The sequence below is a fragment of the Paraburkholderia phenazinium genome (assembly GCF_900141745.1).
Lineage (GTDB): Bacteria > Pseudomonadota > Gammaproteobacteria > Burkholderiales > Burkholderiaceae > Paraburkholderia > Paraburkholderia phenazinium_B.
The window spans coordinates 1,054,021-1,079,691 of sequence record NZ_FSRM01000001.1 but is presented as its reverse complement, the minus strand read 5'-3'; the positions used below and the strand labels follow the sequence as shown (position 1 = coordinate 1,079,691).

Annotated in this window: 27 protein-coding genes; 4 read left to right on the top strand and 23 right to left on the bottom strand. The window is 62.6% G+C overall.

Annotation, left to right across the window (positions count from 1 at the left end):
- Positions 1-41: 41 nt before the first annotated feature.
- From nagE to BUS06_RS05050, 5 genes are all read right to left on the bottom strand, one after another.
- The gene (gene nagE, locus BUS06_RS05070) at positions 42-1,826 is read right to left on the bottom strand and encodes an N-acetylglucosamine-specific PTS transporter subunit IIBC (RefSeq protein WP_074263276.1); all 1,785 of its coding nucleotides are present in this window, start codon (positions 1,824-1,826) and stop codon (positions 42-44) included.
- A gap of 84 nt (positions 1,827-1,910) precedes the next feature.
- The gene (ptsP, locus tag BUS06_RS05065) at positions 1,911-4,469 is read right to left on the bottom strand and encodes a phosphoenolpyruvate--protein phosphotransferase (protein ID WP_174567503.1); all 2,559 of its coding nucleotides are present in this window, start codon (positions 4,467-4,469) and stop codon (positions 1,911-1,913) included.
- A gap of 39 nt (positions 4,470-4,508) precedes the next feature.
- Positions 4,509-5,516, bottom strand: a complete 1,008-nt coding sequence (locus BUS06_RS05060; RefSeq protein ID WP_074263274.1) for an SIS domain-containing protein — start codon at positions 5,514-5,516, stop codon at positions 4,509-4,511.
- Positions 5,509-6,612 (bottom strand): N-acetylglucosamine-6-phosphate deacetylase, encoded by a 1,104-nt coding sequence (nagA, locus tag BUS06_RS05055; protein ID WP_074263273.1) that lies wholly within the window; start codon positions 6,610-6,612, stop codon positions 5,509-5,511. Before nagA ends, BUS06_RS05060 begins: the two co-directional genes overlap by 8 nt.
- Before the next feature lie 84 nt (positions 6,613-6,696).
- Positions 6,697-7,431: a GntR family transcriptional regulator gene (locus BUS06_RS05050; RefSeq protein ID WP_074263272.1), complete on the bottom strand. Its 735-nt coding sequence runs from the start codon at positions 7,429-7,431 to the stop codon at positions 6,697-6,699.
- Positions 7,432-7,819: 388 nt separating this feature from the next.
- Between BUS06_RS05050 and BUS06_RS05045 the strand changes: the two genes are divergently transcribed.
- Positions 7,820-8,746, top strand: coding sequence for a bifunctional helix-turn-helix transcriptional regulator/GNAT family N-acetyltransferase (locus tag BUS06_RS05045; RefSeq protein ID WP_074263271.1), 927 nt, complete (start codon positions 7,820-7,822; stop codon positions 8,744-8,746).
- Between the two features lie 109 nt (positions 8,747-8,855).
- Here BUS06_RS05045 and BUS06_RS05040 read toward each other — a convergent pair whose 3' ends face one another.
- The 6 genes from BUS06_RS05040 to BUS06_RS05015 form a co-directional block, all read right to left on the bottom strand.
- Positions 8,856-9,668 (bottom strand): MetQ/NlpA family ABC transporter substrate-binding protein, encoded by an 813-nt coding sequence (locus BUS06_RS05040; protein WP_074263270.1) that lies wholly within the window; start codon positions 9,666-9,668, stop codon positions 8,856-8,858.
- Between the two features lie 166 nt (positions 9,669-9,834).
- Positions 9,835-10,452 carry an SCO family protein gene (locus BUS06_RS05035; protein ID WP_074263269.1) on the bottom strand — a complete coding sequence of 206 codons (618 nt, stop codon included), beginning with the start codon at positions 10,450-10,452 and terminating at the stop codon, positions 9,835-9,837.
- Positions 10,453-10,456: 4 nt separating this feature from the next.
- Positions 10,457-11,362 (bottom strand): heme o synthase, encoded by a 906-nt coding sequence (gene cyoE, locus BUS06_RS05030; RefSeq protein WP_074263268.1) that lies wholly within the window; start codon positions 11,360-11,362, stop codon positions 10,457-10,459.
- Between the two features lie 6 nt (positions 11,363-11,368).
- Complete coding sequence (locus BUS06_RS05025) at positions 11,369-12,478, bottom strand: COX15/CtaA family protein (RefSeq protein ID WP_074263267.1); 1,110 nt, start codon at positions 12,476-12,478, stop codon at positions 11,369-11,371.
- A gap of 90 nt (positions 12,479-12,568) precedes the next feature.
- Positions 12,569-13,234: an SCO family protein gene (locus tag BUS06_RS05020; protein ID WP_074265919.1), complete on the bottom strand. Its 666-nt coding sequence runs from the start codon at positions 13,232-13,234 to the stop codon at positions 12,569-12,571.
- A gap of 82 nt (positions 13,235-13,316) precedes the next feature.
- Positions 13,317-14,033 (bottom strand): SURF1 family protein, encoded by a 717-nt coding sequence (locus tag BUS06_RS05015; RefSeq protein ID WP_074263266.1) that lies wholly within the window; start codon positions 14,031-14,033, stop codon positions 13,317-13,319.
- 87 nt (positions 14,034-14,120) lie between these two features.
- Here BUS06_RS05015 and BUS06_RS05010 point away from each other — a divergent pair, with 87 nt between their 5' ends.
- Complete coding sequence (locus BUS06_RS05010; protein ID WP_074263265.1) at positions 14,121-14,330, top strand: twin transmembrane helix small protein; 210 nt, start codon at positions 14,121-14,123, stop codon at positions 14,328-14,330.
- A 211-nt stretch (positions 14,331-14,541) separates the two neighbouring features.
- On the opposite strand, the gene BUS06_RS05005 is transcribed toward BUS06_RS05010, so the two are convergent.
- The 7 genes from BUS06_RS05005 to BUS06_RS04980 form a co-directional block, all read right to left on the bottom strand.
- Positions 14,542-15,399 carry a cytochrome c oxidase subunit 3 gene (locus BUS06_RS05005; protein ID WP_074263264.1) on the bottom strand — a complete coding sequence of 286 codons (858 nt, stop codon included), beginning with the start codon at positions 15,397-15,399 and terminating at the stop codon, positions 14,542-14,544.
- 129 nt (positions 15,400-15,528) lie between these two features.
- The gene (locus tag BUS06_RS05000; protein WP_074263263.1) at positions 15,529-15,753 is read right to left on the bottom strand and encodes a DUF2970 domain-containing protein; all 225 of its coding nucleotides are present in this window, start codon (positions 15,751-15,753) and stop codon (positions 15,529-15,531) included.
- 37 nt (positions 15,754-15,790) lie between these two features.
- On the bottom strand, positions 15,791-15,925 hold the full coding sequence (locus BUS06_RS38065; protein ID WP_217272797.1) for a cytochrome oxidase small assembly protein: 135 nt from the start codon (positions 15,923-15,925) through the stop codon (positions 15,791-15,793).
- A 112-nt stretch (positions 15,926-16,037) separates the two neighbouring features.
- Positions 16,038-17,654, bottom strand: coding sequence for a cytochrome c oxidase subunit I (gene ctaD / locus BUS06_RS04995; RefSeq protein WP_074263262.1), 1,617 nt, complete (start codon positions 17,652-17,654; stop codon positions 16,038-16,040).
- Positions 17,655-17,698: 44 nt separating this feature from the next.
- Entirely contained in the window at positions 17,699-19,375 is a 1,677-nt protein-coding gene (gene coxB / locus BUS06_RS04990; protein ID WP_074263261.1) for a cytochrome c oxidase subunit II, read from the bottom strand.
- Between the two features lie 66 nt (positions 19,376-19,441).
- Complete coding sequence (locus BUS06_RS04985) at positions 19,442-19,915, bottom strand: DUF2244 domain-containing protein (protein WP_074263260.1); 474 nt, start codon at positions 19,913-19,915, stop codon at positions 19,442-19,444.
- 267 nt (positions 19,916-20,182) lie between these two features.
- A complete protein-coding gene (locus BUS06_RS04980) occupies positions 20,183-21,166 on the bottom strand; it encodes a methyltransferase domain-containing protein (RefSeq protein WP_074263259.1) in 984 nt (327 codons plus the stop codon).
- A 211-nt stretch (positions 21,167-21,377) separates the two neighbouring features.
- Here BUS06_RS04980 and BUS06_RS04975 point away from each other — a divergent pair, with 211 nt between their 5' ends.
- Both BUS06_RS04975 and trmL read left to right on the top strand, forming a co-directional pair.
- Positions 21,378-22,034 carry a ComF family protein gene (locus BUS06_RS04975; RefSeq protein WP_254368757.1) on the top strand — a complete coding sequence of 219 codons (657 nt, stop codon included), beginning with the start codon at positions 21,378-21,380 and terminating at the stop codon, positions 22,032-22,034.
- An 18-nt stretch (positions 22,035-22,052) separates the two neighbouring features.
- Positions 22,053-22,523 (top strand): tRNA (uridine(34)/cytosine(34)/5-carboxymethylaminomethyluridine(34)-2'-O)-methyltransferase TrmL, encoded by a 471-nt coding sequence (trmL, locus tag BUS06_RS04970; protein ID WP_074263257.1) that lies wholly within the window; start codon positions 22,053-22,055, stop codon positions 22,521-22,523.
- Here trmL and BUS06_RS04965 read toward each other — a convergent pair.
- The 5 genes from BUS06_RS04965 to BUS06_RS04945 form a co-directional block, all read right to left on the bottom strand.
- On the bottom strand, positions 22,496-23,059 hold the full coding sequence (locus BUS06_RS04965) for an O-acetyl-ADP-ribose deacetylase (RefSeq protein WP_074263256.1): 564 nt from the start codon (positions 23,057-23,059) through the stop codon (positions 22,496-22,498). The two genes, trmL and BUS06_RS04965, sit on opposite strands and share 28 nt — an antisense overlap.
- Positions 23,060-23,260: 201 nt before the next feature.
- Positions 23,261-24,259 (bottom strand): NAD(P)H-dependent glycerol-3-phosphate dehydrogenase, encoded by a 999-nt coding sequence (locus BUS06_RS04960; RefSeq protein ID WP_074265918.1) that lies wholly within the window; start codon positions 24,257-24,259, stop codon positions 23,261-23,263.
- 21 nt (positions 24,260-24,280) lie between these two features.
- Complete coding sequence (gene secB, locus BUS06_RS04955; RefSeq protein WP_074263255.1) at positions 24,281-24,751, bottom strand: protein-export chaperone SecB; 471 nt, start codon at positions 24,749-24,751, stop codon at positions 24,281-24,283.
- 194 nt (positions 24,752-24,945) lie between these two features.
- Positions 24,946-25,206, bottom strand: coding sequence for a glutaredoxin 3 (gene grxC / locus BUS06_RS04950; protein ID WP_074263254.1), 261 nt, complete (start codon positions 25,204-25,206; stop codon positions 24,946-24,948).
- Positions 25,203-25,628, bottom strand: a complete 426-nt coding sequence (locus BUS06_RS04945; RefSeq protein ID WP_074263253.1) for a rhodanese-like domain-containing protein — start codon at positions 25,626-25,628, stop codon at positions 25,203-25,205. The genes grxC and BUS06_RS04945 overlap by 4 nt, the downstream gene beginning before the upstream one ends.
- Between the last annotated feature and the right edge of the window lie 43 nt (positions 25,629-25,671).

Sequence of the window (25,671 nt, the reverse complement as noted above, 5' to 3'; positions counted from 1 at the left end):
CAGAGCAACGCTTGATGCCGCTTTCGCGTTACACGCACGCATCAGGCCGGTTGCGGCGATGCCCCACCGGTTGCGCCTGCCGCCGGCAAACGCGCCGACAATACCTGCGCATACCGCCCTGCAGCCTCACCAACAACGACGTGAAACGTATCCGCTGAGACCCACGCAACGTCGAGCGCAGCAAGGCGCTGCCGATCCACCGCAGTCGGATCGCTCACCACGACACGCAGACGGGTCGATGCAATCGCATCCAGCGAAACGACGTTGGTCGCACCACCGAACACGGCGAGCCAGCGAGCCGGATCAGGATCGAGCGGCCCACCATGCGAGCCCGCAACCGGCGCAGCGGCCGTAGCTGCCGCAGCAGGCACCACCGCTGGCTTCGCTTCGACACCACCACCCTGCGCAATCACAGTCCGGATTTCATCAGCGATGATGTCTGCTTCCGGTCCGATAATCACCTGCACGCTGGTTGCACCGCGCTTCAACACACCACGCGCACCGATAGTCTTGAGATCCGTTTCCGAGACCTTGCTGGGATCGACCACCGACAACCGCAGACGCGTCGTACAGGCATCGACGATAGACAGATTGGCCGCACCGCCCAAAGCAGCGATGTAACGCTGTGCACGCGGCGCGCTCGCAGTAGCAGCCGCTGCCGGCGCAACGAAGCCACCCTTGTCGAACGACTCCACCTGCTCGTCAGCACCGGCAGGTTCGCGACCCGGCGTGGCCATGTTGAACTTGCGGATAAAGAAGCGGAACAAACCGTAGTACACCACCGCGTAGATCACGCCCAGCGGCAGCGCCCACCAGCCGCGCGTCGACAGGCCATAGTTCAGGATGTAGTCGATCAGCCCCGCGGAGAACGTGAAGCCGAGGTGAATCCCGAGCGCCGAACAGATAGCCAGCGAAATGCCGGTCAGCAGCGCGTGAATCACATACAGCACCGGTGCGAGGAACATGAAGCTGAATTCGATCGGCTCGGTCACGCCCGTCAGCAGCGAGGTCAGTGCCATTGAGGCCAGCAGACCGAAGACCATCGCACGGCGTTCCTTCGGTGCCTCGTGATACATCGCGAGGCACGCTGCCGGCAGACCGAACATCATGACCGGGAAGAAACCCGTCATGAAAGTACCCGCGGTCGGATCGCCCGCGAAGAAACGATGCAGGTCGCCCGTCACTGCGGCACCGCCGCCCGGCGGCGTGAAGGAGCCGAACACGAACCACGTCAGCGAGTTCAGGATGTGGTGCAGCCCCGTCACCAGCAGCAAGCGGTTCAGTACGCCGAACACGAAGGCTCCGATCGCACCCGCAGTGGTCAACCAGTGGCCGGCGATATCGATCGCGGCTTGCACCGGTTGCCACACGTAGCCGAGCACAATGCCTATCACCAGACAGGTCACCCCCGTGACAATCGGCACAAAGCGTTTCCCTCCGAAGAACGCGAGGTAATCGGGCAGCTTGATGTCCTTGTACTTGTTGTACAGCATGCCGGCGACGATACCCGCGATAATCCCCGACAGCACACCCATATTGAGCTTGTCGTTGATGTCCTTCATCACCACGGTTTCGACCAGGTAACCGATCGCGCTCGCGAGCGCCGCCACGCCGTTGTTGTCCTTCGCGAAGCCGACTGCCACGCCGATTGCAAACAGCAGCGGCAGGTTGTCGAAAATCGCGCCGCCAGCGTCGGCGATCATCTTGATGTTCAGTACGTCACTCTGACCGAGTCGCAGCAACAGCCCTGCGACCGGCAGCACTGCAATCGGCAGCATCAGCGCGCGGCCGAGTCGCTGCACCTTCAAAAACGGATTCCCGTCCATCTATATCTCCAATCCTTCGTCTCTTCGTCGAGTCGTTGCTTTACATGGTTGTTGAGCGAAATTCCGCCGTGGACCATGCAGGGTTCAGTCCAGCGGCCAGGTTTCGCGGCTCACTGCTCTTACCGCCTGCGCCGATTCCAGCGCCAGGACATCCTGGGCGCGTTGTTGGCACAGCTGATAATTGAGGTTGCGCACTCGCGCCTTGATGCCCGGCACCGACACCGGATCCACGGATAGTTCGGTGACGCCCAGGCCCACGAGCAGCGGCACGGCCAGCGGATCGCCCGCCAATGCGCCGCACACGCCCACCCATTTGCCATGCTTGTTCGCGCCCTGCACGGTAGCTGCGACCAGACGCAGCACTGCCGGATGCAGACCGTCAGCCTGGGCGGCGAGGTCGGCCTGGCAGCGATCCATCGCCAGCGTGTACTGGGTCAGATCGTTGGTGCCGATCGACAGGAAGTCCGCGTGTTTCGACAGTTGATCGGCCAGCAGCGCGGCCGACGGCACTTCGATCATCACGCCAACTTCGATCGGATCGGTACGGCCAAGCTCGCGGGCGAAGTCGTCGATGCGCTTGCGCAGATGGATCAGCTCGCCTACGTCGGTCACCATCGGCAGCAGGATGCGCACGGCGCCGAGCGGCTGCACCGCCAGCAGGCCGCGCAGCTGGTCGTCGAGCAGGTCTGGGCGCACCTGCGCGAGACGGATGCCGCGCAAACCCAGCGCCGGGTTCGGTTCGGGCGGCAGCGTCAGATAGTCGACTTCCTTGTCCGCGCCCACATCGAGCGTGCGAATGATCGCGGTGCGCCCGTTCAGCGCGTCGGCAATCGACTGATAGCTTTGACGATGTTCGTCTACCGTTGGTGCGGACGCACGGTGAATGAACAGCAGCTCGGTACGCAGCAGGCCGACTGCGTCGGCACCGTTTTCAACTGCAGTCTTCGCATCTTCGAGCGTGGCGATATTCGCAGCCACTTCGATAGCGCGTCCATCCGCGGTCATCGCCGCCTGTTGCGACGTGCGGCGGTTCGCTTCGCGTACGTCAGCGAGGCGCGTACGTTCTACGCGGGCACGTTCGACGTCAAGCGCGGTCGGTGCGAATTCGATTCGCCCCGCGGTAGCGTCGACCACAACCTGGGTGCCTTCGGGAATCGCATGCAGCCCATCGCCCACGGCGACGAGCGCGGGAATGCCGCTCTGCCGCGCGAGAATTGCGGCGTGCGAGGTCGCGCCGCCGCGCGCCATCACGAGCGCGGTGACTCGTGTGCGATCGAGCGATGACAGATCGGACGGTGTGAACTCTTCCGCCACCAGCACCGCTTCATCCGGCAGCGTCCGCGCCGCGTTGTTCGAGTAGCCGAGCGCACGCAACACGCGCTTTTCGAGGTCACGTAGATCGGCTGCGCGTTCCGCGAGCAGCGCATCGTCGATTTTCGTCAGGACTGCAATCTGTGCGCGGATCGACTCGCGCCACGCAAAACCGGCGCTCTTGCCAAGGCTGATCAGATCACGCGCTGCGTCGAGCAACGTCGGATCTTCGAGCAGTACACGGTGTACCGCGAAAATCCCCGCCTCACCATGCGCACCGCGCTGCGACGCATCGCGCACGGTTGAATTCAGTTCAGCGTCGACGGTGGCCAGCGCCTTGTCGAGCAGACGGCTTTCCGCCGCCGATGTGCCGCTCGCAATTTCAGGCGGGTCGAGGTCGGCGTCATCCCATCGCACCAGCTTGCCGACCGCAACGCCAGGCGCCGCGCACACGCCAACAAGCGTGTTCGGCGCGAGTGGCGCGCCACCTGTTTGCGCCACCGGTTGCGGTGCCGGGGAGCTTTGGCGTGCCGGCTTTTCCTCGGTTTCGCCATGCGCTTCGCGCAGCAACTCATGCGCGACGGCTTCTACGGCCGCCGCCGCTTGCGCACCAACACCTAGAATCTCTACCGTGGCGCCCTCGCCCGCGCCCAGGCCGAGCAAACCAACGACACTTTCAATCGGCGCCTTGCGCCCTTCATAACGCACTTCGACGCGCGCATCGAGACCACGTGCCGCTTCACGGGCACGTGCCGCCGGCCGCGCATGCAAACCGCCTGCGTGGACCAACGTCACCGTCTGACGCGCTTCTTCGGTCACGTTGGTCGCCTGGCGCGAAGCTTCCGCTGCCGCACCGGCGCGCGGACGCAACAGCAGCAGCGGGGTTTCTCCCGCCTTCAGCATGCCTGCACCGGCGCGCTCGACGATCTCGAACGCGTCCGAGTTCGCAACCGCGATCACCGACACGAGACTCGGTGCATTGCATGCCACCAGGTCCTGATCGAACTCGATCAGCAGATCGCCGGTATGCACATGCGCACCCTGCACAACCTTTGGCGTAAAACCGCGGCCGTTCAACTCGACCGTGTCGATGCCGATGTGCAGTAGAATCTCCGCGCCATCGGCAGTGGCCAGCGTCAATGCATGGCCGGTGCGCGCGAGATGCGTGACCACGCCGTCGCACGGCGCGACGAGTTGGCCCACCAGCGGATCTACGCCGATACCGTCGCCGAACATGCCGCCCGAAAACACAGGGTCGGGCACGTTCGCGAGCGGTACGACCGGACCGGTCATGGGCGCAAGCAGAATAATATGGCCTTGGGATGGGCTCATTAAAACGGACTCCTCAACACGACGCATCTGATTACTCGATCAGTGGGTTTCGGTGACTTTGTTCAGATGGCGCGGCGCATCGGGGTTGCGTCCGCGTGCAGCGGCAAGACCTGCGGCCATCACGTAAAAGGAAAGAATCGCGGCGATCGGATCGAGTGCCGCATGGGCCGTCGTGACGAGCGACAAGGTAGCTTCCGGCACATCTTCCGGCGCGGCCAGCAGCACGCGTGCGCCACGGGTCTGCATATCGCGCGCGAGCTGGATGAGTCCGGCCTGTTCGGGTCCGCGCGGGGCGAACACGAGCAACGGATAGTCGCGATCGATCAGCTCCATCGGGCCATGACGCACTTCGGCGCTCGAAAACGCTTCGGCCTGGATGCCCGAGGTTTCCTTGAGCTTGAGCGCCGCTTCCTGCGCGATTGCGAGGCCAAGACCACGGCCTATCACGATCATGCGCTCGATGCCACGCAGTTCCTCGACGGCTTCGCTCCAGTCGAGTCTGCCGGCGCTTTGCAGCGCTTCGGGCAAGCCTCCGAGCGCGGCAAGCAATGCATCGTCTTGCTGCCAGTGCGCGACCAGTTGCGCGGAAATGGACAGCATCGCGATATAGCTCTTGGTCGCGGCGACGCTCAACTCGGGACCGGCAACCAGCGGCAGATGCCATTCGCAGGCATCGGCCAGCGGCGATTGCGGCGCGTTCACGGCCGCGACAGTCAGCGCGCCGGCCTCGCGCAGCGCGGCCATCGTACCCACCAGATCAGGACTCTTGCCGGACTGCGAGAACGCGATAGCAAGCTGATCGCGCACCTTCAGTGGCGCCTGCTGCAGCGTCGCCACGGACATCGGCAGCGAAGCGACCGGCAGTCCAATGCGGCTCATGGTAAGGCTCGCGAAATAACTCGCTGCGTGGTCCGAACTACCGCGTGCGACCGTCAGCGCGACATGGCGAGGCTGTTCAGCGAGTCTCGCCGCCAGCGCCTGCACGTGCGACGTATCCGCAAGCTGCGCGGCGACCACCTCAGCGGACGCCAGCGCTTCGTTAAGCATATTCGACAATTGATTCTCCTTCGACGTAAGTCGCGGTCAGTGCCAGTTCGCGATCGAACACGACGATATCGGCCCAGGCACCGCGCGCGAGGCGGCCGCGGTCTTCAATGCCGAGATAGTCGGCGGCATAGCGCGACAGACGATTTGAAACGTCGGCCATGGGCAGGCCGAGCGATACCAGATTGCGCAGCGCCTGATCCATCGTCAGGGTGCTGCCGGCGAGCGTACCGTCGGCAAGACGCACGCCGCCCAGACACTTGGTGACGTGCTGGCTGCCAAGGCGGTATTCGCCGTCAGGCATGCCGGTAGCCGAGGTGCTGTCGGTCACCACGTACACGCGCGGAATCGCCCGCATCGCGGCACGAATTGCGCCCGGGTGAACGTGCAGCAGGTCAGGGATGATCTCCGCGAATTCAGCGTGCGCCAGCGCCGCGCCGACCATGCCGGGATTGCGGTGATGCAGCGGCGACATCGCATTGAACAGGTGCGTGAAGCCACACGCTCCATGTTTGAGCGCCGCAACCGCGTCGTCGTACGTGCCGAGCGAATGGCCGAGCTGCACACGCACGCCGCGCGCGGCGATTTCGGAAATGATGTCCATGTGGCCGGAGATTTCCGGCGCGATCGTGACGACGCGAATCGGCGCAATCGACAGGTACTTCAGCACTTCGTCGAGCACTGCGGACACAGCGGCGTCCGGCTGCGCACCGAGCTTGCCCGGATTGATATACGGTCCTTCAAGGTGCACGCCGAGCACGCGCGAGCAACCGGGCGTACGCACACGGGCCACGTCGCCCAGGTTTGCTACTACGTTCATCAGCTCTTCGCGCGGCGCGGTCATCGTCGTGGCAAGGAGGCTCGTAGTGCCGAAGCGGGCATGCGTGCGCGTGATCGTGTCGATCGCGTCGCCCGCTTCCATCACGTCGGCGCCGCCGCCGCCATGCACGTGCAGATCGATAAAGCCCGGCAGGATGTAGGGCGCTTCGTTGGTGGACGGATCGACCCGCTCACCTGTGAGCGACGTGATACGGCCGTTTTCGTATTCGAGCGTGCCGTGAATCCACCCATCGGTGGTGAGTATGTTTCCGGTCAGCATGAGTCTCTCTGATAATACGTAGTGCGATACGTTTCTGATCCGCGCCGTTCAGCGTTGCGCGAGGGCCGCGCCGTTATTGCGTCCTTATTGACGCAGTTCGGCGACAAAGTCGTAGTAGTCGTCCCGGCAGTAGGTGTCTGTCAATTCAATCGCCCGCTGGTCGGCGCTATAGCCGATACGTGTGATCACCAGCAGCGCCGAGCGCGGTTCGATGTCCATCAGCGAGGCAATCTCGCTCGTCGCGTTGACGGCCCGAAAGTGCTGCAGCGCGCGCACGACTGCCATGCCACGCTGCTCCAGATAGCTGTACAGCGACACGCCGATCGCCTGCGGGTCCGGCACGATCGCGGCCGGCAGCGCCGAATGTTCCACCGCCATCACGATGCCGTCCGCGCGCCGCAGACGCCGCAGACTCGTCACCGCTGCACCCGGCGACAGGCCGAGGTGCACCAGCTCGTCGCGGTTCGCTGCGCGAATGCCGCGTTCGAGCCAGACCGAGTCGGGACGAAAGCCCCGCTGCTGCATCTTTTTCGTGAAGCCGGTGAGCCGCGACAGTGGATCTTCGACGCGCGGCGTAATGAAACTGCCAGCACCCGGCGAGCGGCGGATTAGCCCCTGTTCAACCAGCAATTCGATCGCCTTGCGTGCGGTAATACGCGACACGCCGATCGCATCCGACAGCGTACGCTCCGACGGTAACGCCTCACCCGCCGACCAGACGCCACAGTGGATGGCCGTCGCCAGGTTGCGCGCGAGCTGCAGATAGAGCGGCGTGACGTTGCGGGCGTCAGGCATCAATGCGGACCAGCGTGTTTCCATGGGCTCAGGTGGGTCGAAAGGAAGAGCGTGGGCTTCGAAGAGAGAGCCCATTATATAACCACCATAATACCAGTCAATCGAGTTGTTCCATACCGGTCCGATCGCCGTCAAACCTTTGACAGTAAAGGGAATCCGGCAGATTGCGACAGGCTTACCGGGCGTTTCCGGTGATCGGTATTTACCCGTATTCGAGATATCTTGAGGGTCTATAGAGAACCACTGGTTCGCTACCGAACGGATCGCGCGACTTCGCATGCGTACTTTTGTAATACCAATCGCTGTGGCCGGTTAGAGTGTACGTTTTACCGCTTTTTATGCAGTTTTTAGATAGGATGTCATCCAATAGGTTTGTTGTCTGACACCTTCAAGGACTTCCGGGAGCCGTACGTTGACCGATTCCGCAGCGCTGCGGCGCGTTGAGGCCGTCCGCCATTTCAACCGCTTCTACACGAAGCATATCGGTGCGTTGCACGAGCGTCTGCAAAAGAGCCCGTACTCGCTGACCGAAGTGCGTGTGCTGCATGAACTGGCGCGCGGGCGCGCGCAAACCGCCACTGTGCTGGCGCGCAATCTCGGACTCGACAGCGGTTATCTAAGCCGCCTGCTCACCAGCTTCGAACGCCGCAATCTGCTCACACGGCGTCCATCGGAGAGCGACGCGCGGCAGTCGTTAATCGCGCTCACCGACCAGGGGTACGCCGCCTACGAACCGCTCGACGTCGCCGCCATCGAAGAAGTCATGTCGGCACTGGAACGCCTCGCGGAAAGCTCGCAGGAAGAGTTGATCGGCGCGATGAAGCTCGTCGAGCGACTGCTCGACGAGCAACCGCGCCGCGGCGTCGTGACGCTACGGGCGCCGCGCGCAGGCGAATATGGCTGGCTCGTGCACCGGCAAGCCCTCCTGTTTGCGAGCGAACACGGCTGGGATCAGACTTTCGAAGGCTTGCTTGCTGGCATCGTCGCTGACTTCACCCAGCATCACGATCCGGTGCGTGAGATGTGCTGGATCGTCGAACAGGACAATGCGATCGTCGGCGCGGCCATGGTGGCAGGCGTATCGGCCACGGTGGCGCGGATCACGATGCTGTATATCGAGCCCGACATGCGCCGGCTCGGCATCGGCACGCAACTGGTCGACGAGTGTGTGCGCTTCGCCAGGCGTGCGGGCTACACCCGGCTCACCCTGGCCACGGTCACGACGCTCGAACAATCCCGGCGGCTCTGCGAGCGTGCCGGTTTTGTCTGCGCCGACGTGGCGCCGGAGATGCGCTTCGGTCATGAGTTGACGGTCGAACGCTGGGAGCGCGATCTGTAGGTGCACCGAACGAAGCGCAATATGAACCTCAATGCGAAGCCCAATAAAAAAGTGCCATGGTCTCCCATGGCACTTTGCGTTGCGGCGCTTCGTCGTGGCTGCAGCGTGCTTAGAACGACGGCACCACCGAACCCTTGAACTGGGTTTTGATGAACTGGCGCACGTCATCCGACTGATAAGCCGCGACCAGCTTTTTAACCCACGGCTTGTCCTTGTCCTGCGTGCGCACGGCGATCAGATTCGCGTACGGGCTATGGATGTCCTCGAGCGCGATCGCATCTTTAGTCGGCTGCAGGCCGCCGGCAAGCGCGTAGTTCGTGTTGATCGCAGCAGCGTCCACGTCGGACAGCGAGCGCGGCAACTGCGCGGCGTCCAGTTCAACGAGCTTCACTTTCTTCGGATTCTCGGCGACGTCGAGCGGCGTGGCGCTGTTACCGTTCGTGCCGGCGCCAGCCTTCAGCTTGATCACGCCTTGTGCCTGCAACAACAGCAGTGCGCGGTTCTCGTTGGACGGATCGTTAGGCACTGCGACCTTCGCACCTTGCGGCAGATCCTTCAGCGATTTGAACTTCTTCGAATAGATGCCGAGCGGGGAAATGTAGGTCAGGCCCGCGCTGACGATCTTGTAGCCACGCTGCTTGACCTGGCTATCGAGGTAGGGCTGGTGCTGGAAGCTGTTGGCGTCCAGATCGCCTGCGTCGAGAGCGGCGTTCGGCTGGACGTAATCGTTGAATTCGATGACCTTCACGTTGAGGCCTTCGCGCTGCGCCACTTTCTGGACCACCGCCCAGATTTGCGCGTCGGGACCGCTGATGGTGCCGACCTTGATGACCTTGTCGTCGGCGTGAGCGCCGACGCTTGTGACGAGAGCTGCGGAGGCGACAACTGCGGAGAGGGCTTTGAGGATGTTTCTGCGCTGCATGTAAATCTCGCTATTTCTGATCGATGTCAGATTCGGGTGAACGGCTGGCGGCGCAATACGCGCGCCATCAGCTGGGTCGCGAATGGTCTCATAGGCTCTGCGAGAAGTGAAATACCGCTATCGCATATGGGTATGCGGACGAGCGGACGACAGATGGGGCTACGCCTTAACCAAGCAGTAGCTTGATGTCGTGCACCCAAGGTTCGGCGCCCTGGCCATCGCGGGCGAACAGTCGCAACTTGCCGTCCGGATCGAAGACATAGCTGGCAGCCGTATGGTCCATCGTGTAACTGTCCGGCGTCTTGCCCGGCACCTTCGCGTAGTACACGCGGAAGTCTTTTGTCACCTTGGTGAGTTGCGCCTGATCGGCCGGGCGCAAGCCGACAAAGGTCGGATTGAAGGCCGGCACATACTGCGACATCACGGTTGAAGTGTCGCGATCGGGATCGACGGTGACGAATAGCACCTGGACGCGGCTTGCGTCTGTGGGGCCCAACTGCTGCAGTGCCTGCGCGAGTTCGGCCATGGTCGTCGGACAGACGTCCGGACAGTGCGTGTAGCCGAAGAACAGCACCACGACCTTGCCCTTGTAGTCCTCGAGCGTGTGCGTCTTGCCGCTGGCATCGGGCAACGAGAAGTCCGTGCCGAATTGCGTGTTGCCGGTAATGTCGAGATTCTCGAACGAGGGGGCGGGTTTGCCGCAGCCTGAGGCCAGGATCGCGCCACCGAGCGCACAGGCCATCAAGGCAGCACGCGCGAGACGCGCAAACCGGTTTGTGAGCATGGTGTTACGCGCCGATCAGGACACGTGCATAGTGATCGATCAACAGCGCGGCGAACAGCAGCGACAGGTAGATGATCGAGTAACGGAACAACTGACGCGCGAGCGTATCGGAGTACTCCCGATAGATCTTCCACGCGTAGGCGAGGAACACGGCACCGAGCAGCACCGCCGCCACCAGATACACGATCCCGCTCATGCCCGAGATAAACGGCATCAGCGCGACCGCGAACAGGATCACCGAGTACAACAAAATATGCAGCCGCGTGTACTGTTCGCCGTGGGTGTTCGGCAGCATTGGCAGACCGGCGCTTTCGTAGTCCTTGCGGCGATACAGCGCGAGCGCCCAGAAATGCGGCGGCGTCCAGACAAAGATGATCAGCACCAGAATCCATGCGTCGCCCGGCACATGCCCCGTGACCGCGGCCCAGCCAAGCGCAGGCGGCATGGCGCCCGAAGCGCCCCCGATCACGATGTTCTGCGGCGTAGCTGGCTTGAGCAGCAGCGTATAGACGACCGCGTAGCCGACGAAAGTGGCAATGGTGAGCCACATCGTCAACGGATTGGCGAACGTATAGAGCGTCCACATGCCGAGCCCGCCGAGCACGGCGGAAAACAGCAGGATCTGTGGAGTGGTGATTTCACCGCGGGCAGACGGGCGCCACGACGTACGGCGCATCTTCGCGTCGATCTTCTGTTCGACGAGGCAGTTGATGGCGAACGCCGCACCGGCCAGCAGCCAGATACCGACGGTGCCGCCAATCAGCACCGTCCACGGCACCATACCGGGCGTGGAGAGGAACATACCGATGACAGCGCAGAACACGGCAAGCTGCGTGACGCGCGGCTTGGTGAGCGCGATGTATTGGGAGATCCGGCTACCGGGGGTCTGGGAAAGAGTTGTGCTGTCCATGTGGGGTCACGCTGGCGCGGCATCGCGCGCAGGCAACGCGGCGCGGCCGGGACGGCTAGAAGCGATTCGAAAGTTTAGCATAACGAGCAGGAGCAGCAGGATCGCGGCGCCCCCGTTATGGGCGACTGCAATCGGCAACGGCCATTGCAGGACGATGTTGGAGAGGCCCGTGAGGAACTGGATCAGCACTACCAGCAGCACGCCGTCAGCGGGCCGCCGCAGCGATTCGAAGCGACGCACCTTCAGCGCAAACCACAGCAGATAGGCGATCACGACGATGGCGAAAGTTCGATGGGTCCAGTGGATCGCCACCAGTGCATCCTGGGTGATCATCTCACCGTCGCCCGTCATGCCCAGCGCGCGCCATAGGTGAAAGCCGTGCGCGAAATCCATCGGCGGGATCCATTGACCGTTGCAGGTCGGGAAATCTGTACAGGCGAGCACCGCGTAGTTCGTACTGACCCAACCGCCGAGCGCGATCTGCACGACCAGCAGCGCCAACCCGGCGAGCGCCGCCGCGCGCCACTGCGCGGCCTCGGGCTCATAGGCCGGCAGCGGCGTCTGGCGCGCAGCCAGCCAGCCCAGCATACCGAGCAAGGCCAGGCCGAGCAGCAAGTGCGTGGTCACGATCACCGGTTGCAGTTTGAGCGTCACAGTCCACGCGCCGAACACACCCTGCACGAGAATCAGCAGCAGCAACGAAGTCGGCCACCACGGCGAAACATGCAACGGCCGACGCTTGATGCGCGCGACCCAGGCGATCAGCATCTGCGCGACGATCAGCACGCCAATCGCCATGGCGAAATAGCGGTGGATCATTTCGATCCAGGCCTTTGTCATGCTGACAGGCCCGGTAGGCATAGCCTGGTGAGCGGCGGCGATAGCAGCGTGAGCGATGAACGGCGAGGACGTTCCATAACAACCCGGCCAGTCAGGACAGCCGAGACCGGAGTCCGTCAGGCGCGTGAAGCCGCCGAACATCACCAGGTCCAGCGTCAGGAAAGTGGTGACCCACACCAGCTTGCGGAATTTATTGTCGTCGGCCTTGACCCATATATAGGACAGCGGCAACAACGCAATGCACAAGCCAATCAGGCCCAGTTGCAATACGAACATCTCTCTACCTTCTCGCTGGAAACATAGCGGCCAATGGTGCTACAGACGATCCAATCCGCGGTACACCCGGCCGTGCGATAAAACGCCGCATCAACCGATGCTCGACCACTTCAGCAGCTTCGTGATGTCGCCCTTGATCTTGCTCGGGTTCGGATCTTTCGGGAAACGCATCATCAGATTGCCGTTCGGGTCGACCACGAAGATGTGATCGGTCAGCGTCGTGCCGGTGTCGACGGGCAGCCATGCAGCCAGGGCAGCCGGATCGGCGATCAGCTTGCGCGTGTCCGGATAGGCTTTCTGGATCACGTCAGACACGTTGCCCGCGTCCGTGCGCAGCCATACCTCGACCACCCGCTCGCGCTCTGGCCCCTGGGTTGCGCGTATCTGGCGCATGAAATACAGCTTGGTCGCGCAGGCCTTGTCGCACGCGCTGTTGTCGACCGAAACCATGAGCCATTTGCCACGCAGCGACGTGAGCTTCACCGGCTTGCCGTCTTCCCCGGTCACGACCAGTTCTTCCGGAATCGGCCGCTGCGGTTCGATCAGCGTGCCGTAGCTGGTGGTGCCGCCGGTCGGCTTGATGACGTAGTACGTGAAGTACGAGCCAATCACGGGCGCGGCACACACGAGCGCGATCAGCAGCATCATCCAGCGGCCGCGTTGCCATGAACCTTTGGTGCGCGGCTGGCCAGGCGTGACCGCAGGACGAGCAGCGGATTTGCCGGCTTGCGGCGAACGGGGAGTTTGCGTCGACACTACCGAACCTCTTTCAATGATTGCGCGGCGCGAGCGGTCAAGCTGCCGGCCACGCGCGATGCATTTGTCTGCACGACACAGCTTACGCGCTGGGCGCGTGCTCTTTCTTCGCGGCGCGCCGCGCGGCATACAAACCGAACGCGACCGCCGCGATGGCCATGCCCCACCATTGGAGCATATAGCCGTAGTTGCGCTCGACGTCGGTATCCGGTGCAGGCCAGTCGCGCACAAGCTTGTCGCCATCGTCGCTCAACTGCTGGATCACAAACGGCTGCAGCGGCAGACCAGTCTCCGCGGCATAAGCGCCCACGTCGAGATTCTGCCGGATCGCCTGATGCGGGGCCGATCCGCCCTGCCCGAGTTCGAACGCGCGGGTCGCATCGGCCCGCGCAATACCTTCGATCTCGATCTGCCCCGGCGGCGTGACATACGGCTCGATCACCGTGCGGTCATTGATGTTGCGCGGCAACCAGCCGCGATTGACCAGCACGTAGCCACCATCAGCGAGTTTAAACGGCATCACGACGTAAAAGCCCGGTTGATCGTTATACGGGCGATTGTCGAGATAGACCACCTTGTCGGCGACGAAACTGCCACGCGCGCGCACCCGGTGAAACTCGATGTCTTTCAGTGCCAGCGGAGCGCTGCTGATCGGCTCGGCCGGCGCGTTTTCGAACTGCGTGATGTGGGCCTGCAGCGTCTCTTTCTGATGCGCGCGGTCACGCTGCCAGAACCCCAGCCGCACCGTCACCGCCACGACGATCAGAATCAGCAGCGCGGGCAACCAGCGGATCTTCATCGCGCCTGCCCCGACGGTACACGCGGTGCAACGCACGGTGCGATAATAGCCATATTGCCTTCGCGCTCCTGAATTTCAGCTGATTTCATGCACATTCTCGTTCCCATCGCCTTTGCCCTGATCATCGCCAGCATGGCCTCGGCGCTGTACTTCATGGTGCACGACAAGGGCAAGACGAAACGCATGGTCTGGTCGCTGGCTACTCGCGTGGGCCTGTCGATCTCGCTGTTCCTGTTCATCCTGTTCGCTCACTGGATGGGCTGGATTCAGTCGACCGGTATTCCTTACGGCCGCTAGGCCGGGCGCGCGCAAACTTCACCTCTGCGCGTACCACGCAACAACTCCGCGCCATAAACAAAACGCCGCCCTGACAGGGTCGAGGGCGGCGCTGCGTCAGTCCGGAATACTACGCGGTGGCTTCGCGATCTGCAGCGAATCCGGCAATTCAAATGCCCACGTGTCCGGTGTCAAAACCCAGTAAAAAATACTACGCGCGGGCCGGCAAGCTTTACAGCCAGTACACGACAACGTACAGCCCGAGCCACACCACGTCCACAAAGTGCCAGTACCAGGCCGCGCCTTCGAACGCGAAGTGGTGATCCGCCGTGAAGTGGCCGCGAATCACGCGCACCAGTACGACCGTCAGCATCGTGCCGCCGAGGAACACGTGAAAGCCGTGGAAACCGGTCAGCAGGAAGAAGGTCGAGCCATACACGCCGGAAGACAGCGTCAGGTTCAGTTCGTTATACGCGTGGTAGTACTCGAAGCCCTGCAGGAACAGGAAGCACAGACCCAGCAGGACAGTCGCGGCCAGCCAGGCGATCGTCTTGTTGCGATGGTTCTCACGCAGCGCATGGTGAGCCACGGTCAGCGTCGCGCCCGACGAGAGCAGCAGCGCCGTGTTGATGGTCGGCACCGGCCACGGTTGCATCGACTTGAAATTCGACACCAGCGCTGCCGGACCGTTGTTCGGCCACACAGCCGAGAAATCCGGCCAGATCAGCTTGTAGTCAAGGCTGCCCAGTTGATGCAAGGCAATTTCGCGAGCGTAAAACAGTGCGCCAAAAAATGCGCCAAAGAACATGACTTCGGAGAAGATGAACCAGCTCATGCTCCAGCGGTACGACTTGTCGACGTTCTTGCCGTACATGCCGCCTTCGGACTCGGAGATCGCGTCGCCGAACCAGTGCCACAACGTGTAGAGCAACCACAGCAAGCCAGCGAGCACCGTCAGAGGCGCCCAGCTCTCGCCGTTGATCCACGCCGCAAGCGATGACAGCATGACCAGCAGCCCGATGGCCGCGCTGATCGGATGCCGCGACGGATGCGGTACGAAGTAGTACGGGCTCTCGTTTTGACCGCTCATTCTTGATTCTCCACTTCAGTCCAGTTGTTCCGCTTGACCCGGTTTAGTCCGGCTGTCTCTTCGGCGATGCGTCGATACCGCATCGCTTCACTCTAATTTCGGAGCCATCTTTGGCCCGGTGTTGCCGACTTACCCCACCACCGCACGGACGACGAAAATCAGTATGGCGATAAAGATGGCCGCGCCAATCAAGGCGGCTGCCAGCACGTGCAAGGGGTTGAGCTGCGCTGCGTCCGATTCCAGATCGCGCCGCTTGCGCACGCCGAAAAACGCCCAGAAAACAGCCTTCATCGACTGTCCAAAGCTGCTCTTTCCAGTGCTGCTGCCGTCGCGTTTACCGCCGTTGTCGCTCATTACCGTCATCTTCCTTCGCCTACGACAACGATCGTCTTCAGGAGAAGAAGCTCCGCTTGACGAAGATACCCACGAAAAACGCGGCGGCGATAGCGAACATGATCAAACCGAGCCGCAAGTTGCCCGCGCGGATTTGCTCGGGCGTACGTCTTTGTATGGGATTCCGGGTCATGCTGGAGTTTCTCGACACATCACTGATAAGGAACACCGCTCTACCACGCTACGACTCTACCGCTTCGCTGCACCCGGTCCGGCTTGCGCCGGGACCGGGAACGCCGTTCGGCTTACTCGACCGTCGGCGGATGTTCGAACGTGTGGAACGGAGCCGGGCTCGGCACGGTCCATTCGAGGCCCGTGGCGCCGTCCCACGGCTTGTCGCTGGCCTTCTCGAGTTCGCCACCGCCGCGGTAAGCCGGCAGTGCGACGGCGAAGAGGAAGTACACCTGGGTCAGGCCGAAGCCGAACGCACCGATTGTGATGACCTGGTTCCAGTCGGTGAACTGCGCGGGGTAGTCGGCGTAACGACGCGGCATGCCTGCGAGACCCACGAAGTGCATCGGCAGGAACGCGAGGTTGAAGAAGATCATCGAGCCCCAGAAGTGGATCTTGCCGCGCGTCTCGTTATACATCCAGCCGGTCCACTTCGGCGACCAGTAGTACCAGCCGGAGAAGAGCCCGAACAGCGAGCCCGCCACCAGCACGTAGTGGAAGTGGGCCACCACAAAATAAGTGCCGTGATACTGGATGTCGAGCGGCGCCATGGCGAGCATCAGGCCCGTCAGACCGCCGAACGTGAACACGAACAGGAAGCCCACCGCAAACAGCATCGGGGTTTCGAACGTCAGCGAACCGCGCCACATCGTGGCAACCCAGTTGAACACCTTCACGCCCGTCGGCACAGCGATCAACATCGTGGCGTACATGAAGAACAACTGCCCCGTCACCGGCATGCCGGTGGCGAACATGTGGTGCGCCCAGACCATGAACGACAGGATTGCGATCGACGACGTGGCGTACACCATCGAGCTATAGCCGAACAGCGGCTTGCGCGAGAACGCCGGGATCACCTGCGACACGATCCCGAACGCCGGCAAGATCATGATGTACACCTCGGGGTGCCCGAAGAACCAGAAGATATGCTGGTACATCACCGGATCGCCGCCGCCAGCTGCGTTGAAGAACGAGGTGCCGAAGTGGCGATCGAACAGCAGCATGGTGATCGCCCCTGCCAGAACCGGCATCACGGCAATCAGCAGGTAAGCGGTGATGAGCCACGTCCAGACGAACATCGGCATCTTCATCAGCGTCAGACCCGGCGCGCGCATGTTCAGGATCGTCACGACGATGTTGATGCCGCCCATGATCGACGAGGCACCCATCAAGTGGACCGCGAAAATCGCGAAGTCCATGCCCGGTCCCATCTGCGTGGAAAGCGGCGCGTACAGCGTCCAGCCCGCAGCCGTTGCACCACCCGGCGCGAAGAACGAGCCCACCAGCAGCACGGCGGCAACCGGCAGCAGCCAGAAGCTGAAGTTGTTCATCCGCGCGAAGGCCATGTCCGATGCGCCGATCTGCAGCGGCACCATCCAGTTCGCGAAACCGACGAAGGCCGGCATGATCGCGCCGAACACCATGATCAGGCCGTGCATGGTGGTCAACTGGTTGAAGAACTCGGGGCGCATGATCTGCAGGCCCGGCTCGAACAGCTCGGCACGGATCATCAGCGCCATCACGCCCCCGGAGAGGAACATGGTGAACGAGAAGATCAGGTACAGCGTACCGATATCCTTGTGGTTGGTGGCATACAGCCAGCGACGCCAGCCATGCGGCGTCCCATGCGCATGCGGATCACCGTGTACGTGCTCGTGGCCCGCGACTACATCGTGTCCAACGCTAGACATGACAATCTCCTAAAGCGAATACTGCGGTGCTGACCATGAACACGTCAGGCTGCGGAACTGATCTGAACACGGCGAGCCTCTTTGGGGTCGCTGCCGCCCGTGACCGTTTCCGGCTTCTTTAAAATAATATGGTCTTCAGCGATGCCAGCCGACTTCAGCGCATCGCGCACGGCTTCCGCGCGGCTCTTGGCGAGCTTCGCATTGAGCTCGGCCGAACCGGTGGCGTCCGTAAAGCCTGACAGAGTGAACTTGGCATCCGGATGCGCCTTCGCGTAATCCGCAGCCGCCGCGACTGCTGCCTGCGCGTCGCCCGGCAGCGTGCTCTTGCCGGTCTCGAAGTAGACGTTGGCCGGCAAGGCTGCCTGCGGTTGCGACGCTGCTGCGCTATCCGAACCGCCGGAGGCCGGGGCTGCTGCCGCGCCTGACGCGGCGTCGCCGCCCGACGCCGCTGCAGCGCCCGATGTTGCGTCAGCGCCGCTAGCGGCGGCCGCACCGCTTGCGCCTGCTGCCGCGCCCGCGAGGTGGTCCCCACCTTCGGGCAGCTTGCCATTGCGCGCATCCGCAACCTGCTTCGGCTGGAGAATGTCGCCCGTGTGGTTGCCCCACGAGTTGCGCTCAAATGTGATGACCGATGCGATTTCGACGTCGTTCAGGGTAGGCCCCCACGACGGCATCACGTTCTTGCCCTTCAGCACGATGCTCACGTGCTGGGCAATCGGGCCGTTGGCAACCTTGCTGCCGTCGAGCGCCGGGAACGCGCCACCACCCTTGCCGGTCGGCTGGTGACAGACCGCGCAGTTCGCCGCATAGACCTTGCCGCCGCGCTCCATCAATTCAGCGAGGGTGTAGGTCTTGTTCGGATCGTCAGCGCCGGCGGCCATTTTCTTCTGCTGGTCGGCGACCCACTTCGCATAGTCGTCAGCCGAAAGCACTTCGACGACGACCGGCATGAACGCATGTTCTTTGCCGCACAGCTCCGTACAGAAGCCGCGGAAGGTACCAACCTTGTCGGCCTTGAACCACGTGTCGCGCACGAAGCCCGGAATCGCATCCTGCTTCACGCCGAAGGCCGGCACGTACCAGGAGTGGACCACGTCGTTGGCGGTGGTGATGATGCGGATCTTCTTGTCGACCGGCACCACGAGCGGGTTGTCGACTTCCTGCAGATAGGTATCGGTCTTGGCCTGTTCGCCGTCGACCTCGGCACGCGGCGTGGTCAACGTGGAGAAGAAGTTGATGCCTTCGCCCGGACCCTTCACGTAGTCGTAGTTCCACTTCCACTGATACCCGGTCACCTTCACGGTGAGGTCGGAGTTGGTGGTGTCCTTCATCGCGATGACCGTCTTGGTGGCGGGCAACGCCATCAGCACGACGATGACGAACGGGACAATCGTCCAGATGATTTCAACGGTGGTGCTTTCGTGGAAATGGGCGGCCTTATGGCCTTTCGACTTGCGGTGAGCAAAGACCGAATAGAACATCACGCCGAACACGCCAATGAAGATCACCGTACAGAGGATCAGCATGAACGTGTGGAGGTGATAGAGCTCCTCAGCGATAGCGGTTGCAGGCGGCTGGAGGTTGATCTCGTTGACGGCGGGGCCGCCAGGACTGTCACCCACTGCCAGCGCGGCACCGGCAAAGAACATCCCGGTAAGCGCCAGCCCGCCCATCAGGGCTCGCTTGATTGTTTTCATAGATTCCTTACCCAAATTTTCCATTCAAACCCTCGACCCCGCTGGAAGGCTGCCTCGCGCTCCTCCTGAACGGCGCGAGCCTCAATGCGTCTAACAACGCCTGAGCCACATGCGCAATTCACCTGCAAATTGCGCGCGCCGATACTGCGCGAGGTGTTGCCCGATCATGATCGTCTGGCCACGCGAAACCAGTTTGATGTGGTCACGCGGCGTTGCGCCCGGCTCGATCCGCACCCAGCGTGGATTGAATTCGAACTGCGTGACCTGCTCCGCGCTTACCCGCTCGATTACCAGCCGGTTCGGAAACAGCCTGATGCGTTCGTAATCCACAGCATGACGTGCGTAAATTGCAAAAGCGATACCGACCGCCACCAACTCAATGCCGGTGAACGGCAGCACCAGCCAGGCGCCGATCAGATCCAGCATGAAAGCAATCAGCAGCGAAAACACCGCAAGCGACACATAGAACCATACGAACTGCCTGGGCGACACCGAACAGTTGCGTTTCATCGTCCAGTCTTTGAGGACCGGTTCCGACTCCACCAGCAGATCAGATGACGCCATCGCTGTCTCCTGCGAGTTGCCTCTTAACCCTGCCTGTTACCGTTGCCTACCGCCCTTTCCTGCTGCCCAGCGCCTCGGGCCTGCCGCTGCGGATGTGGGAACTCCGAGCGACAAACTGACGCATTATAGGCGCGTTCTATGGCATCCACAAGCAACGCCCTATCGGCCCGCAAGCCAGTCCCGACAAGCCTCTGCGCCGTTTTGACGCACCTCGGGAAACACTTTTGTCCCGGTAATTTCAGACATAACAGATGCCCTCTTTCCGGTTCAACGATTCTTCGACGGACCCCGGCCAATGTCCTCGAGCCGCACGATCCCGTGACCTTCGGCGGTCATCCGTGGCACAGCCTTCCATGCATGTCCGTAGATCACCTCGAACGTCAGGGCAAGCGTGCCGTCGGCCCGCCGGCGCGCCTCCAGCGCCGCCAGCAGGGCCTTGTACAAGCGCCGAGACACCGGCCCGGCGCCCATGCCCGGATAAGCCGCAGCCTCGCGCTCGAACGGATAGGCACCCCAACGGCGCACATCCGCAAGCAGCGACTGCGGCGACTGATAGGTGATGGTGAGCGTTTCCTGATCCATCACCGGAATCTCGAAGCCGCTGTCCACCAGCATATCGCCCAGATCGTGCATGTCCACGAAATCGATCACATGCTTTGCCGAAGGCACACCGTGCGCCGCCTCCACTTCGGCATAGGCGCCACGCAGTTCCTTGAGTGTATCGGGACCAAGCGTGCTGAACATTAGCAGCCCCCCTACCTTGAGCACGCGCTGCCATTCGGGAAACACGAGATCGGGCCGCGAATGCCAGTGCAAGGCGAGGTTTGACCAGATGAATTCGAACGCGCCGGGCGTAAAGGGCAGAGCGGAGAAATCGGCCTGGGCAAAGCGCGGGCCGCGTGCGCCGAGCGCCTTGCCGATCGAAGCCGGCAGAAAGCGCCGCCAGCTCGTGTCGCCGGCGTCGTGCGCCAGCGCGCGGGTCAGCATGGCACGGGAAAGATCCGTACCGAACACCGGTGCTTCCGGGAAACGCTCGCGCAAACCAGGCAGGTCGTCGCCCGCGCCACAGCCCGCATCGAGCACGGCGGCCGGACTGACCTTGATGTAATCGAGACGCTCGCGCATACGCTGGGCGATCTCGCGCGGCAGGAACGCAACCTCGTCGAAAGTGGCGGCGCGGCGATCGAAAATCCGCTGAAGGCGCCGGGAATCATAGGCCGGACGGCCAGATTTTGCGGGAGTTGAGGACATGGGGGTCACGCGGACGAAGAGCCCGAAGTATACTCGCTCGCTCCCTTTCACTCATCGTAACTGGCGTTTCGCAGGCGGCCCATCAATGCAATTCCAGGTGTCGGCTTTTTCACCTTGCGGCCGGGTTGCAAAACTTGCAACCCGGCTGGGATCTTCATGGCCGCGCCTTGTTCATGCCGTCCTGCCGAATCTCTGTGCACTCTGCGGCAATTTGTCGCAGAGTGCACTCTGTCGAGGCTGTGACGAGGCTTATGCGAACGAATCGCGCCTGCGTTGCCTGGTCTGCGCGGTTCCGTTGCCGAGTTCGCGTCGCGGCAGGAACGCCGGTTACCGGTGTGCGGACTGTGTCGCCACGGCGCCGCCGTTCGACGCGACGCTCGCGCTGGCCGACTATCGCGCGCCACTCGACTCGCTCGCTGTGGGCCTGAAGTTTCGTGCTCGCCTGCTGCTGGCCGACGAGTTTGCGCAGCGGCTTGCACGTCTCGCGGGCGATTCGCTAAGCGCCTCCGAATGGCCCGACGTGATCGCGCCGGTCCCGCTTGCGGCGAAGCGCCTCGTCGAACGTGGTTACAACCAGGCATGGCAGATTGCGAAGCCGCTCGCGCGTACGCTTCGGGTGCGCAGCGACGCCACGTTGGTCGCTCGCGTGATCGAAACCGCGCCGCAATCGCGACTGGATCTGGATGCGCGCCGGCAAAACGTCGGCCGGGCGTTTGAAGTCGCCGCACCGGTGCGCGGCCTGCACGTCGCCGTGGTCGACGATGTCATGACGACCGGCGCCACGCTCGAAGCCCTCGCACACGTGCTGAAGGCCGCCGGGGCGCGGCGCGTAACGAACTTCGTCGCGTTGCGCACACCGAAAAACTAGTTTCCACTGGCTCACATCATGTTCAACGTCGTCCTCGTCGAACCCGAAATTCCACCGAATACCGGTAACGTCATCCGTCTGTGCGCAAATACCGGTGCTCGTCTGCACCTGATCGAACCGCTCGGATTTCCACTCGACGACGCCAAAATGAAGCGCGCCGGGCTCGACTATCACGAGTACGCGCAGATGCATGTGCATGCCAACTGGGCAGCGTTCATCGCCAGCGAAACACCAGACCCGGCGCGGATGTTCGCGTTCACGACGCGCGGTTCGGGCGCGTTTCACGCGCATGCGTTCCTGCCCGGCGACTGGTTCGTGTTCGGTGCGGAAACGCGTGGCCTGCCGGACGGCGTGCTCGAACAGTTCGCCGCCGAACAGCGTGTGCGTCTGCCGATGCGGCCGGGCAATCGCAGTCTGAACCTGTCGAATACCGTGGCCGTGGTGGTATTCGAAGCGTGGCGTCAAGCCGGCTTCGAAGGCGGCGCCTGACGCAACAGCGTTGCCCGCCTGGCCAGTTCGGTTTGATAGCGGGCGAACATCGCATCGTCGAAACACGCAAACAGCACACGTTCGATTCCCGGCACGCGCGGCAAGGTCTCGAGCACCGCACCCACCGCAATGCTTACCGCCTCGTCCGCCGGAAAACGGTAGATACCGCAACTAATCGCTGGAAACGCGATGCTTGCGCACTGCGCCTCGCTGGCGAGTTCAAGCGAGCGCCGGTAACACGACGCCAGTCGTTCGGCCTCGCCTCGGCCGCCGCCGTGCCAGACTGGACCGACCGCGTGAATCACATGCCTGGCGGGCAACTGATAGCCGGCGGTGATTTTCGCGTCGCCGGTGGCACAACCACCCAGCATCTCGCATTCGCGCAACAGCGCACGCCCCGCTGCGCGATGAATCGCACCGTCGACGCCCCCGCCGCCCAGCAATGACGTATTAGCCGCATTGACGATCGCGTCGACGGTCAGCGTCGTGATATCGACGACGCGCGCTTCGAGCGAACATTGACCGGATAGGAGCATGGAGAACCTCGCCATTCGAAACGCCGATAAGACGTTGACAGCGAAGAGAGGACAACGGTTCAGCGCGATCCGGAACGGGCTATTGGGCCTGAAAGGGCCCGGATCGCCGATCCGCAGAAGGCTGAACCGTTGTTGAGACGGATGTGCTTGCTACGTAAGCCGTTACGCCGGTCAAAGCGTGACCGTGACCGCCGCGCCGACCTACTCGGCTTTGGCGTCCCGCCGCAGCAGCGCGCTTACGGCATCGCGCGGAGCGACACCATCGAACAGCACCGCGCAGACAGCCTCGGTAATCGGCATGTCGATCGAATGAGCCCGCGCAATCGCCAGCACAGCTTGCGCACAGCGCACGCCCTCGGCCACGTGACCGAGTGCGCCGAGGATATCGTCAAGGGTGCGTCCCGCAGCCAGTTGCACGCCGACCGTGCGGTTGCGCGACAGATCGCCGGTGGCCGTCAGAATCAGATCGCCGAGACCCGTGAGACCGGTGAACGTTTCGGCCCGGCCACCGAGCGTCACGCCCAGGCGCGACATTTCGGCCAGACCGCGCGTGATCAGCGCAGCCCGAGCATTAAGGCCAAGACCGAGGCCATCGGCGATCCCCGTAGCAATCGCCAGCACGTTTTTCACCGCACCGCCCACTTCCACGCCCACGAGGTCGTCCCCCGTGTAGATACGCATGGCGCCATGATGAAACGCCGCCACGGTTCGCTCGCGACAGGCAGCCGATGCGCTCGCGATAGTCAATGCGACCGGCAAGCCCTGCCCCACTTCACGCGCAAAGCTGGGCCCGGACAAAACACCATTGCTGCTGTGACCGGCCAGCTCAGCTGCGACGACCTGATGCGGCAGCAACTGCGTATCGGCCTCGAAACCCTTGCACAACCAGACCACGTGAGCCGGCACCTTGCCGGCAGCACGCATGGCCTGAAACAGACCGCGCAAACCGGCCACCGGCGTCGCGACGACGCACAACGCGTCGTCAGCCAACGCGTGGCTCAGTGCCGCTTCCAGATCGGCCTCATATCGAAGCCCGGCCGGCAAAGCAACGCCCGCCAGATAGCGGGCGTTTTCCTGGGTTGCAGCAAGCTCGGCGACCAGCGCCGGCTCACGCGCCCACAGCACCGTATCGTGCCGCACCGCCAGATGGCCCGCGAGAGCGGTGCCCCATGCACCAGCGCCGAGAACGGCGACTTTCATACCCGGCACTGCGCGCAACACTTAGTGCGTGACGCCGTTCTGCGCCGCGCCTTCTTGCGTGCCGAGCTGCGCGAGACGTTGCTCGTACAGGGCCTGGAAGTTGATTTCGGCGAGGTGGATCGGCGGGAAACCGGCGCGGGTAATCGCGTCGGCGATGTTCGAACGCAGGTACGGGAACAGGATCGTCGGGCAAGCAATGCCGACCAGCGGATCGATCTGCTCAGCCGGAATGTTGCGGATATCGAAAATGCCAGCCTGCTTGGCTTCGATCAGGAACGCGACCTTGTCCGACACCTTGGCCGTCACGGTGCCGGTGACGAGGATTTCGAACACGGTATCGGCGAGGCGCTCGGCCTTTACGTCCACTTCGACTTCGACCGACGGCATTTCCTGTTCGAGGAAGATGGCCGGCGAATTCGGCTGCTCGAGCGACATGTCCTTCAGGTAGATGCGCTGGATGTTGAAGAACGGCTGGTTATTCTCGTCGGACATGATTGGATATTCCCTGAATATGGTCATTTGCGGCGCGCCATGCTGCCATGGAGCGCCGGGTCGGTGCGTTGCGCGCCGCCCAACCCGGGCGCCGACACAACGGCTTGTTCTGGTGCTGTTTTGCCAGTTCGGCGCGTGAACCCGGCATCAATCCCGCGTGAAGCCGGAATTAACCCGCTGGAATCAACCCGCGCTCAGGCAGCTTCGAGCAGCGGCATCAAGCCGCCCGCGCGATCGAGCGCGGAAAGGTCATCATAGCCGCCCACGTGCGTCTCGCCGATGAACACCTGAGGCACCGTACGACGGCCTGTGCGGCTCATCATCTCTTCACGCCGGGCCGGGTCCTTGTCGATCAGCACCTTTTCGACAATCTCGACGCCGCGCGACTTTAAAAGACGTTCGGCCATCTGGCAATACGGGCACACCTGGGTGCTGTACATGATTACCTTGTTCACTTCGCTGCTCCTTGTTTCACAACCGGCATGCCGGCCTGCTGCCAGGCGTTCAGGCCGCCTTCGAGCACATGGACTTCGGCGTAGCCCGCGTCCTGCACGACGCGTACCGCCTTATTCGACTGCTGGCCGTTTTGACAGACTAGCAGTACCGGGTTGCTCTTGTTCTTCACGAGCTGGCCAACCTTCGCCTGCAACTCGGCAAACTCAAGATGCCGCGCTGCGGGCAAATGACCGTTCGCGAACTCCGCCGACGGCCGCAGGTCGATGACTACGGCGTTGCGGCGGTTGATCAGCTGGGTGGCAGCGGCTGCGGTCAGGCCGCCGCGACCCCGGCGGCTGATGGTCGGCCACAGGAGCAACCCACCGGAGATGAGGACGATCGCGATGAGTACAAGGTTTGTGTAATCGGTGAAAAACTTCACGGAAAATCCGCCGAAAAAGAGAGAAATCGGAAAAATCAGAAAG